The organism is Nocardia tenerifensis NBRC 101015, from assembly GCF_000308715.1.
GTDB classification, from domain to species: domain Bacteria; phylum Actinomycetota; class Actinomycetes; order Mycobacteriales; family Mycobacteriaceae; genus Nocardia; species Nocardia tenerifensis.
Genome location: NZ_BAGH01000265.1, coordinates 1 through 10,688, shown reverse-complemented (window position 1 = coordinate 10,688; position 10,688 = coordinate 1). Strand labels below are relative to the sequence as shown.

General features: G+C 68.5%; 10 protein-coding genes and 1 pseudogene. 4 read left to right on the top strand and 7 right to left on the bottom strand.

Annotated elements, in window-relative coordinates:
* A pseudogene (locus tag ON39_RS20630) lies at positions 1 to 225 on the bottom strand (alpha/beta hydrolase); the annotation flags it as partial.
* A 32-nt stretch (positions 226 to 257) separates the two neighbouring features.
* Positions 258 to 1,019, bottom strand: coding sequence for a pyrimidine reductase family protein (locus ON39_RS20625; RefSeq protein ID WP_051186850.1), 762 nt, complete (start codon positions 1,017 to 1,019; stop codon positions 258 to 260).
* A gap of 35 nt (positions 1,020 to 1,054) precedes the next feature.
* Here ON39_RS20625 and zapE point away from each other — a divergent pair, with 35 nt between their 5' ends.
* Together zapE and ON39_RS20615 are read left to right on the top strand one after the other, a co-directional pair.
* Positions 1,055 to 2,101, top strand: a complete 1,047-nt coding sequence (gene zapE / locus ON39_RS20620; protein WP_083894573.1) for a cell division protein ZapE — start codon at positions 1,055 to 1,057, stop codon at positions 2,099 to 2,101.
* Positions 2,102 to 2,180: 79 nt separating this feature from the next.
* Positions 2,181 to 2,969, top strand: a complete 789-nt coding sequence (locus ON39_RS20615) for a tyrosine-protein phosphatase (RefSeq protein WP_040736737.1) — start codon at positions 2,181 to 2,183, stop codon at positions 2,967 to 2,969.
* Between the two features lie 4 nt (positions 2,970 to 2,973).
* Here the strand turns inward: ON39_RS20615 and ON39_RS20610 are convergent, their stop codons facing one another.
* The 3 genes from ON39_RS20610 to ON39_RS20600 form a co-directional block, all read right to left on the bottom strand.
* On the bottom strand, positions 2,974 to 3,408 hold the full coding sequence (locus ON39_RS20610) for a GbsR/MarR family transcriptional regulator (protein WP_051186849.1): 435 nt from the start codon (positions 3,406 to 3,408) through the stop codon (positions 2,974 to 2,976).
* A gap of 120 nt (positions 3,409 to 3,528) precedes the next feature.
* On the bottom strand, positions 3,529 to 4,296 hold the full coding sequence (locus ON39_RS20605) for a DUF2705 family protein (protein ID WP_040736734.1): 768 nt from the start codon (positions 4,294 to 4,296) through the stop codon (positions 3,529 to 3,531).
* A gap of 27 nt (positions 4,297 to 4,323) precedes the next feature.
* On the bottom strand, positions 4,324 to 5,205 hold the full coding sequence (locus tag ON39_RS20600) for an ABC transporter ATP-binding protein (protein WP_040736733.1): 882 nt from the start codon (positions 5,203 to 5,205) through the stop codon (positions 4,324 to 4,326).
* 97 nt (positions 5,206 to 5,302) lie between these two features.
* Here ON39_RS20600 and ON39_RS20595 point away from each other — a divergent pair, with 97 nt between their 5' ends.
* Positions 5,303 to 6,055, top strand: a complete 753-nt coding sequence (locus ON39_RS20595) for an alpha/beta fold hydrolase (protein WP_040736732.1) — start codon at positions 5,303 to 5,305, stop codon at positions 6,053 to 6,055.
* Position 6,056: 1 nt separating this feature from the next.
* Here ON39_RS20595 and ON39_RS20590 read toward each other — a convergent pair whose 3' ends face one another.
* Positions 6,057 to 6,596, bottom strand: a complete 540-nt coding sequence (locus tag ON39_RS20590) for a GNAT family N-acetyltransferase (protein ID WP_174412548.1) — start codon at positions 6,594 to 6,596, stop codon at positions 6,057 to 6,059.
* On the bottom strand, positions 6,593 to 7,807 hold the full coding sequence (locus ON39_RS20585; RefSeq protein ID WP_040736730.1) for an MFS transporter: 1,215 nt from the start codon (positions 7,805 to 7,807) through the stop codon (positions 6,593 to 6,595). The genes ON39_RS20590 and ON39_RS20585 overlap by 4 nt, the downstream gene beginning before the upstream one ends.
* Before the next feature lie 489 nt (positions 7,808 to 8,296).
* On the opposite strand from ON39_RS20585, the gene ON39_RS20580 reads away from it, so the two are divergent.
* Positions 8,297 to 10,207, top strand: a complete 1,911-nt coding sequence (locus tag ON39_RS20580) for a flavin-containing monooxygenase (RefSeq protein ID WP_246003232.1) — start codon at positions 8,297 to 8,299, stop codon at positions 10,205 to 10,207.
* Positions 10,208 to 10,688: the final 481 nt, after the last annotated feature.

The following is a 10,688-nucleotide window of genomic DNA, read 5'->3' as shown; positions in this document are numbered from 1 at the left end:
GAGGCCGAGCAGGTCGAGCGTCGGCGTCGTGCAGTCGCGCCACGCCAGATCGGTCTTCGGCAGCTCGGCGCTCGGCGGCGGGGCGGGGGCGACCGAGGTCGGCGCGGCGCCGCCGACGCGTTGGCGCTCGACGGCGACGCCGGGACGATCCGAGGGCCCCGCCCCGCATCCGGCGATCATGATCGAGAGTGTCGCGGCCAGCACGACGGCCCGAGTCCAGCGCATGCGCTACAGCCTGCCAGGTTCGGGCGGTGGTTTCATGCACGGGCCCATCGGGTCAGCATCGTGCCGTCGTCGTCGAGCAGCAGATGCGCGCGCGTCATGGGACGGTCGAACTCGTGCGCGGACAAAGAAATTCGCCGCGCCGTGCCGCCGACCAGCAGTGGCGCGATGGTCAGGCAGAGTTCGTCCACTTCGTTGGCGGCCAGCAACTCGCCGAACAGATGCGGGCCGCCTTCGCACAGCACGCGATGCAGCCGGCGCTCGGCGAGCACGCGAAGCAGCGCCTTCGGCGTCACCGCGAGATCGCCCGCCTCGATCACCTCCGCACCCGCGTCGGCCAACTGCTGCTTGCGGTCCGCGGGGGCGGTGGTCGTGGTGATGATCAACGGCGCGACGGCCGTGTCGGTGAGCAAGCGGGAGCCGAGATCGATCGCCGCGCTCGCCGTGACCACCGCGATCGGCGGCGGCGCGCCCTCGGCATGACCGCCGATGCCGCGCTCGTGTAACGCGCGCCTTCGCCGCGGATCGGTGCGCGCGCCGCCGTAGTTCTCGGCGCGGACCGTGCCCGCGCCGACGAGGACCACGTCGGCCAGCTCGCGCAGCATCAGGAAGACGGCTTTGTCGGCGGGCGTGCCGAGTCCGCCGGAGCGTCCGTCGCTGGTCGCGGCGCCGTCGATGCTCGCCACGAAATTCGCGCGGACCCAGGGTTCGCGCAGGTCGGGCGGGTAGGCGTACAACTGCGCGAGGTCGTCCGGTCTCAGGTCTGTGAGCTGGATCGCATTGTGGATACGCTGCATGAAACTAGATCTCACCACGTCACTAGGCTTCGGCTGTGTCTAACGCTGATTCGCTGCGCTCGTCGGCGCAGGAACGCCTCGTCGACCGCCACCCCGAGGTGCCGGCCGACCAGCTCGTCGCCCAGATGGTGCCCCCGCCGATGTTCGACGAGGTCAGCTTCGACTCCTACATTCCCGATCCCAAGGAGCCGAGCCAGGCGGCGGCGGTGCGCAAGGCCGAGGAGTTCGCGGGCGAGGTCGCGAAGATTCACCAGGCCGTGCACAAGAAGAGCCTGTTCGGCAAGAAGAAGCAGGTGACGGGCGCCGGGCTGTACCTGGACGGCGGATTCGGCGTCGGCAAGACCCACCTGCTCGCGTCCATCTTTCACAGCGCGCCGGCGCCGAAGTCGTTCGGCACCTTCGGCGAGCTCACCAATCTGGTTGGCGCGCTGGGGTTCACGAACGCGGTGGAGCGTTTGTCGGCGAACAGCGTGCTGTGCATCGACGAGTTCGAGCTCGACGATCCCGGCGACACCATGCTGGTCTCGCGGCTGCTGACCGAGCTGTCCGCCAAGGGCGTCTCGATCGCGGCGACCTCCAACACGCTGCCGGGGCAGTTGGGCGAAGGTCGTTTCGCCGCACAGGATTTCCTGCGGGAGATCAAGAAGCTCGGCTCGATCTTCGAGCCGGTGCGCGTCGACGGCCCGGACTACCGGCATCGCGATCTGCCGCCCGCACCGGAGCCGACCTCCGCGGCCGCGCTGACCGAACGGGCCGCTGCCACAAAGGGTTCCACGCTCGACGACTTCGACGAGCTGCTGAAGCATCTGAGCACGCTGCATCCGTCGAAGTTCGGCGCGCTGATCGCCGGGGTGTCGTCGGTGTTCATCGCCAACGTGCACCCGGTGGCCGATCAGGCGGTGGCGTTGCGCATCGTCGTGCTGGCCGACCGGCTCTACGACGCGAGCATTCCGGTCACCGTTTCGGGCGCCAAGCTGGACCAGATCTTCTCGCAGGAGATGCTGGACGGTGGTTACCGCAAGAAGTATCTCCGGGCGATCTCGCGCCTGCTCGCGCTGTCGAGGTTCGAGGTAGCGGCCTGATACGGCTGAGTTTGACCAGCAAACATTTCGGTTGGTTTCCTGGTGGTCGGAAGCTCGAACCGACGATTGGAGCACTCGTATGACCCGCTCGCTTCGCGCCCCGATCGCGTTGGCCGCCGGACTTGCGGTCGCCTTCGGCCCCGTGACCGGCGCCGCGCTTGCCGAACCACCCGCCGCGTCGGCCGTCGCGTTCGATCGCGCGCTGAATCTGCAGGGCGTGCAGAACGCCCGCGACGTCGGCGGGTACCGCACCGTCACCGGTCAGACGGTCCGCACCGGGCTGGTCTACCGCACCGGTCAGCTGAACAACGCCACCCCCGCCGACCTCGCCGACCTGTCGGGGCGTCAGGTCCGCGTCGTCGACGATCTGCGCACGGTCTTCGAGCGCACGATCGGCCCCGACAAGGTGCCCGCCGGCGCGATCTCGAACTGGGACGACGTCATCGGCCAGGCCCCGCCCGAGGTGCTGGCGAGCACCCTCACCGGCGGCGACAGCCTCTACCGCGCGTTCATCACCGCACCAGGCGCCAACGAGGGTTTCGCCGCGGTGCTGCACGACATCATCGACACCGACGGCGCGGTCCTGTTCCACTGCACCGCGGGCAAGGACCGCACCGGCTGGACCGCCGCCGTCCTGCTCACCCTGCTCGGCGTCGACCGCGACACCGTGAACCAGGATTACCTGCTGTCCAACGAGTTCCGCAACGCCCGCGCCGACGACCCGATGAACGGCGTCCAGCAGTCCTGGCTCGACGCCGCCTTCGACCAGGCGAACAAGACCTACGGCAGCTTCGACGACTACGTCCGCGACGGCCTGAAGCTCACCGACGACGACCGCACCGCCCTCCGCGCGAAACTGCTCGCCTGATCGCTCAGGAGCGCTGCTCGGCGTACCAGCGGTCGATGAGGGCAGGGAGTTCTTTGCCCATCCAGACGAAGAATTCGTGCATGTCGCGGACTCGGGCGGCCTGGTCGCCGTCGGGGTCGTCGAAGAGGGCGAGGCCGCGGCTGGTCATGACGGTGAGGTCGTCGTACATGCCGCTCTGCTGACGGGTCAGCTCGGGCAGGATGCCGGGGCGGATGGCGTAGTAGTCCTTGCGGTCGCCGGGCTTGGAGACCTTGTCGACCCAGCGCATGGTGACCAGCGCCTTGAGCGCGCCGGAGATGGAACCCTTCGAGGCTTGCAGCGCGTCGGCGATCTGACCGAACGTCTGCTCGGGCGGGTCGGACACGAGCAGCCAGCCCGCGGCCCGGCCGGTCATCCGGACCAGGCCCATGCGCTCGAGTACCAGCGCGAAATCCTCCACGAAGGCCAGCTGTTCCGGGTGGGGGCGACGGCATCGGGGCTCATCGGTCGAGTATCCCTTCGGTGGTGCGAATAGCGGTAAACGGGACGGGCCGTGTCGGCTCGCCCCGTTCCGGGTCGGTCAGACCGCGAGGTCGCGGCGCTGGAAGGCGCGCAGCGCGAGCGCGAGGGCGATCGCGGACACCGCCATCAGCACGAGTAGGTGCCCGATGTTCCACCCGTTGATCACCGGCGCGTCACCGATGGCGTAGTAGAACGGGGAGATCTTGCGCACCCAGTCGGCGCCGAGGGTGTTGGCGAGGAAGCCCGCCAGCGCGATGACCGACGCGAAACCCAGTGTCAGCGAACGCTTTCCGGTAGCGGCACCGACCAGCAGCGTGAGCGTGCCGACCGCCAGCGCGAGCAGCCCGAGCCCGGCGCTCGCCGCGACGATGTTGCCGACCGGCACGCCCAACTCCCCGGCGTCCGCGCCCGCGATGACCGCCAGCGCGAGGGCCGTCGTCACCACCGCCGTCTGCACGGCCAACGCGGCGAACCGTTGACCGAGCAGCCCGATCCGGCTGATCGGTTGGGCAAGTAGCAGATCCAGCGTGCCGTTCTCCTCCTGGCCGGCCGACCGCGCGGCGAAGGTGACCGCGAAGATCAGCAGGAGGAGCAGGCCCATCATGGAGTAGATCATCGAGTGCAGAAAGCCTGTGCCGCTGGCGAAGTCGCCGATGCCCAGCGCGTCGTAGACGCCGTTCTGCTTGATATTGTCTAGGGAGCCTTGCTCTTTCAGCGAGTGGAACGACGGCAGGTACACCAGCGCGACGACGGCGACGCCGACCGACCAGCCGACGAGTCCACGCCGCTGTTCCTTCAGCGTCTGGGTGAATACCGAGCGAGTCATTGCGAATTCTCCTGTGCGGTAAGTGTTTCAGCGGCCGTAACGGCGGAAGAAGATCTGTTCGAGATCGGGCTCGGTGGACAACACGCTCACCAACTGATATTTGGCCGCCGTCTTGAACAGCTCGTCCACCTCGCCTTCGGTGGTGCAGCGCAACGTTTTTCCGTCGACGCTGAGATCGCGCACGCTGGGCAGCCTGGCGAAGTCGTCGGCGAAGACCTCCGTGCCGAACACCAGCTCGACCGAGCGCGGCGAGCGGCGGCGCAGTTCGTCCACGTTCTCGGTGGCCAGCACCTGCCCGGCGCGCATGATGACGGCCCGGTCGGCGCTCTGCTGCACCTCGCTCAGCACGTGCGAGGACATGAAGACGGTCTGCCCGTTGCGCTTGGCCTCGGCCACGAGGTCCAAAAACCTTTGCTGGAGAAGAGGGTCCAGCCCGGAGGTGGGTTCGTCCAGGATCAGCAGGTCCGGCCGGTGCATGAAGGCGGCGACAATGCCGACCTTCTGCTTGTTGCCCTTGGACATGGCACCGACCTTCCTGGACAGGTCCAGGTCGAGCAGGTCGGCGAGTTCAGCGATCCGGCTCGTCGGTACCGTGCCGTGCTGATCGGCGAGGAAGCGGAGCAGATTCGCGGCGGTGTGGCGACCCTCGATCGCCAATTCGCCTGGGAGGTAACCGATTCGCCTGCGTAACTGCGCGCCGCCGGTGCGCGGATCGACGCCGAGCACCTCGACGCGGCCGGCGGTGGGGCGGATGAGGTCGAGCAGTATGCGGATCGTGGTGGACTTGCCCGCGCCGTTGGGCCCGAGGAAGCCGAACACCTCGCCCGCGTTCACCTCCAGGTCGAGGCCGGTGATGGCGACGTGCTTGCCGTAGTGCTTGGTCAGTCCCTCGGTGCGGATGGCCGTCATAACGTGCTCCTGAGTGCGACATGTTCAGCAAAGAACGATGTGTTCAGTAAAGACTGAACATAGAGAACTTGTCAATCGCTGCGGCTACGATCCGGTCATGACGAAGTTCACGACGCGGGACGGCCTGGAACTCAACTATCGAGTGTGGGAGGGCGAGGGCGTTCCCGTCGTGCTGCAGCACGGGGTGGTCGCGGACACCAACGCGAACTGGATGAGCACCGGCGTGGTCGGCGCGCTGCAGGCCGCCGGCCGCACCGTGGTCTCGCTCGACGCCCGCGGGCACGGCCGCTCGGCCAAGCCGCACGACCCGGCGCGGTACTCCTGGGAGCTCATGGCCGAGGACGTGCGCGCGCTGTACGACGAGCTCGGCTTCGATCGTGTTGTGCAGGTGGGCTATTCGATGGGCGCGATCATCTCGCTGCTGGTCGCCGCCGCCGACGAACGGGTCGAGCGCCTGGTGATCGGCGGCGTCGGCTCGGGCGTGCTCGACTGCGGCGGCGTCGATCGCCGGGTTGTCGAGCTGACGGATCTGCAAAAGGCGATGAGCGAGGACAACGAGGGCGCGCCCTCGACCGCCATGATGTTCCGGATTTTGGCGGACGCGGTGCACGCCGACCGGCAGGCCATCCAGGCGGTCGCCACCGGCCTCGACGCCCGGCCGATCAGCGGCCTGGCCGAGGTCACCGTGCCGACCCTGGTGCTCGCCGGCGACAACGATCCGTTCGCCGCCGAGCCCGAGCGCCTCGCCGACGCCCTACCCGACGGCACACTCACCGTGGTCCCCGGCGATCACCTGATGGCCGTGATCGCCCCCGACTTCCACAGTGCGCTGGTGGATTTCGTGAAATGAGCTAGAAGGCCAGCCGCATCACGAAATCGTCGTGCCGCTGGTTGCCGACGGCGTGAGTCCTGGTGCCGACCGAGCTGAACCCGTGCTTGCCGTAGAACCGCGTGGCGCGGGTGTTCTCCTGGTTGACGCCCAGCCACACCCCGGCGAACCGGTCCTCCCGCGCGCGCTCGAGGCAGGCGAGCATCAGCGCCGTCGACACCCCGCTGCCGTGGTGGCCGGGCAGCACGTACATCTTGTTGATCTCCACCACGGGCCGCAGGTTCACCGCCGCGGCGGTCGCGGCGTCCGTCGGGTCGCCCGCGATGAGCATCGCGTAACCCACGATGTCGTCGCCCGCGATGGCCTTGAGGACGGTTCTGGCCGGGTCGCTGAGGTATTCGCCGAACCGTTCGCCGGAGAGCGCCTCGGTGATGAAGAGGCCGATGTCGTCGGTGGTGGCGTTCGGGGGACAGGCTAGCGGAAAGGTCGCCGCCGCAACGTCACTGAGTTCTTCGGCGTCCCACAGGCCGGCCCGGTCGACGGTGACTGGGATGTTGCTCATGTGTCCAGTAGAGCATGATCATCGGGAGAGGTGGGATGTTTACGCGCGTCGGGCCGCGAGTGGAACACCCGCGCCAGCCCGATCAGCGTCGCGGCGAACAGCAGCGGAATCACGAATCCGATCCGATGGCCGAAGCCCGCCGCGACCGCGCCGACCACCCCGCCGCCCACCAGGGTGCCCGCGTAGTTGAACACATTCAGCCGTGCGATGAGCGCGTCCAGGCCGCGGCCACTCGTCAGTCGTCCGGCCTCGCTGAAGCACAGCGGCGCGATCACCGGCAGGCCGGCGCCGGCGATCAGGAATCCGATCATCGCGACGATCGGGCCGGGCGCGACGATCACGATCAGCAGGCCGACCGCGCCGATGGACGCCACGGTTCGCACGACGCGCCGCGGCCCGAACCGCCGGACGAACAGATCGCCGGTGAGCCGGGCGACCAGCGAGGTGCCCTGATAGGCGGCCAGGCCCAGCGCCGCCGTCGCCGAACTCGCGAGCAGATCGTCGGTCAGATACAGCGCCGACCAGTTGCCGACGGCCAGGTCGATCGCGAACACCAACGCCATCGCGATGCCGAACATGAGGTACGCGCGAAAAGCGACCGGCGGCGGTTCGACCATCTCCTCGGCCGGACCGGCCTCCGCCTCCTGCGTGCCGAGCAGCCGGGGGCCGAGCACCAGCCCGATCACGAGCACGATCCCCGCCGCCGTGAGCAGCGACTCGCGCAGGGTCACGTCCAGCGCCTCGCAACCCGATACGAACAGCGCGCCGGTGATCGAGCCCGCGCTCCACGCGGCGTAGAACGACGACAGCACCACCTTCCCGTACCCGTGCTGAATGAACACCGCCTGCATATTGGTGCTCGCGTCCACGATGCCGACCGCGATCCCATAGCAACCCAGCGTGCCCAGCAGCACCGCCGTATTCGGTGCGAACGCCACCGCCGTGCCGGTGATCGCGATGAGCAGCAACCCGATTCGCACCGTCGCCCGGCTGGACCACCGCAACGCCAGCCGCTCCGCCGCCACGCTCCCGCCGCCCGCGAGCAGCGAGACCAGCACCACCGACCCCACGATCAACCCATCGGACAACCCGAACTTGTCCTTCTGCTGCGGCAATTGGGTCAACACAACGGCGAAGAAGAACCCCTGCAACCCGAACGCGAACGAGTTCGCCCTCCGGGCACCCCGCAAAACGGGCGCGATCGAACTCATCTGCGCAGGGTAGCGGGGTGGACCGGCTCGCGCGGGCCGAATGAACGCGCTGCGCTCGTCTGGTCGTGTGTTCGGCCTGAGCCGCGTCTCGCTGTGTGGCGCCCTGTCCGTGGTTGGACTGCGCCTCGCCCTCCGCGTGTCTGCGCTCGTCTTGTCGCGTGTTTGCTTTGAGTCGCAGCTCGTTGCGCGTTCACACGGCCATGTCTTTGCCGCACGTGTTCGAAACCGTGTCTCGTCGCGGTTGTGACCTGAACCGCATCTCGCCGAGCGCATGCCCGAGCGCGCATCGACGCGAGTCCGGATCAGCCCTCGCCTCACGCGCGCCCGAGTCGGTCCTCGCCGTCCTCGACCACCGACTGTGCCAGCGTGAGAGCAATCTCCTTCGCCGACTGTGGGATCTCCCGATGGAACCGTCGGTGCCGCGGCGCCGGAGGGGCGATTAGGGCGACCGACTTTGCTGTGCGGCGCAAGCGACGTAATCTCCTGCGCATGACGAGCGGAAACCGCATCGCGATCGTTGGTGCGGGTATCGCAGGTCTTGCCTGCGCGAAAGTGCTGATCCAGAAGGGTTTTCCGGTCGAGATCTTCGACCGTGCGCCCGATGTCGGTGGCGTGTGGAGTGCGACCCGCAGGTACCCGGGGCTGCGAACCCAGAATTCCAAAAACACCTATCACTTCTCCGACTTCCCGATGCCCTCGGATTACCCGAAGGTGCTCGACGGCGAGCAGATGCAGGCGTACCTGTCCGCCTACGCGGACCACTTCGGCCTGCGCGAGCACCTGCGGCTCGGCACCGAGGTCGTCGCCGCGGACCCGGTGGACAGCGGATGGCTGCTGGAGATCCGTGATCAGGGCGGTATACATCGGAGCTCCTGCGATCACCTGGTGATCGCCAACGGTGTGTTCAGCGAGCCCGCGATCCCGGACTTCCGCGGCATCGAACTGTTCCGCGCCGCGGGCGGCCAGCTCGGACACGTGTCGGAGTTCCTGGACGTCGAGGCGGTGCGCGGCAGGTCCGTCGTGGTCGTCGGCTACGGCAAGTCGGCCTGCGACATCGCCGAGGCGGTGAGCGACGTCGCCGGCTCGACCACCGTGGTCGCGCGGCGACTGCTCTGGAAGATGCCGCGAAAGATGGCCCGGGTGCTCGACTACGAGCGGCTGATGCTGACCCGCTTCGGCGAGGCGCATTTCCACCACCTCGAGCCCGGCCGGATGGACCGATACCTCGACGGCCCCGGACGTTCCTTCCGGATCAGCAATCTCGACCTGATTCAGGAACTCGCGACCAAGCACATGAACCTGCGCGAGCTGGGTCTGGTACCCGAGGGACGGTTCGAGCAGATCGCCGAGAGCACCATCAGCCTCGCCACCGAGAACTTCTACGAGCAGGTCGCGAACGGGCGCATCGTCGTGCAGCGCGACACCACGATCACCGAGATGCGCGGCGGCGGCGGGGAGCAGCCGGCCGTGCAACTGTCCAACGGGCAGGTCATCCCCGCCGATATCGTTGTGTGCGCCACCGGTTTTCAGCAGCGTGTGCCGTTCCTGACGCCGTACGTCCAGCGCAGGCTCACCGACGAGCACGGCAACTTCCGCCTGCACCGCCAGATCCTGCCGCTCGACGTGCCGAATCTGACCTTCGCCGGCTACAACTCGTCGGTCATCAGCACCCTCAACGCCGAGGTCGGCGCCCACTGGATCGCCGCACTGCTCGCCGGTCAGCTCGACCTGCCCCCGCACGACGAGGCGAGCGAGCGCATCGATGCCCGGCTGCGCTGGATGGAGGAGCGCACCGGCGGCCACCACGCGCACGGCACCGCCATCACGCCCTTCTCGATCCGCAATATCGACGAGATGCTGGCCGATCTGAAGTTCCGGCTGCCCTTGCGAACCCGTGCGGCGCAATGGTTCCGCACGGTACGGCCGGAGTCTTACCGCGGGTTGAACGGCCGGCACGAGTCGACGGACCCCGCACCGCCGACGCAGTCGGTGGTCGACCACGCGGATCTCGCCGGGCCGAGTCTCGGCGCGCCGCGGACGCCTGAGCCCGGCCCTGCGATGTCGCAAGCGCCCGAGCCCGGCCCCGGGATGCGGCAGGCACCCACGTCTGGTCCGGGGATGCCGCAGGCGTCTGGTGCCGGGATGCCGCAGACACACGTCTCCGGTCCCGGCGTGCCGCGGGCGCATGAGCCTGCTCCTGGCGTGCAGCAGGCACATGGGTCTGGTCCGGGGATGCCGCAGCCGCAGGCGTCTGGTGCCGGGATGCCGCAGACACACGTCTCCGGTCCCGGCATGCCGCGGGCGCATGAGCCTGCTCCTGGCGTGCAGCAGGCGCACGCGTCCGGCCCGGGAATGCCGAGGACGCACGACCTCAGCGCAGGCGTGCCCGGGATGCAGTAATCCGGCCGGGGAAATTCCTCGCCGGTGCGGTTCGGCTGGCGGCAGCACTGCCGACGTGAGCGGCGGTGGTCGCGGGCATTGCGGTTGCCGGCGTGAGTCTGGCCGTGCTGCGGACGCGCTCGGTGCGGCTGCGATGTCCTGCGCGAGTTGCCGAGCCGCGCGTGGGGTTGGCCTGGGGCCGGGATCCAGCAGGGACCCCACCCGTGTTGCGGATTCGACTGGCGGCAGCACTGCCGACGTGAGCGGCGGCGGTCGCGGTGGTCGCGGTCGCCGATGTGAATCTGACAGTGCAGCCGACGCATCGGTGCGGCTGCGGCAGCCTGCGCAAGCTGCTGAGCCGCGTGTGGGGTTGGCCTGGGGCAGTGATCCGGCCGGGGAAATTCGTTGCCAGTGCTGCGGCTTCGACTGGCGGCAGCACCGCCGACGTGAGCGGTGTTGGTCGCGGTGGTCGCCGGTGTGAGGCTGGCCGTGCTGCGGATGC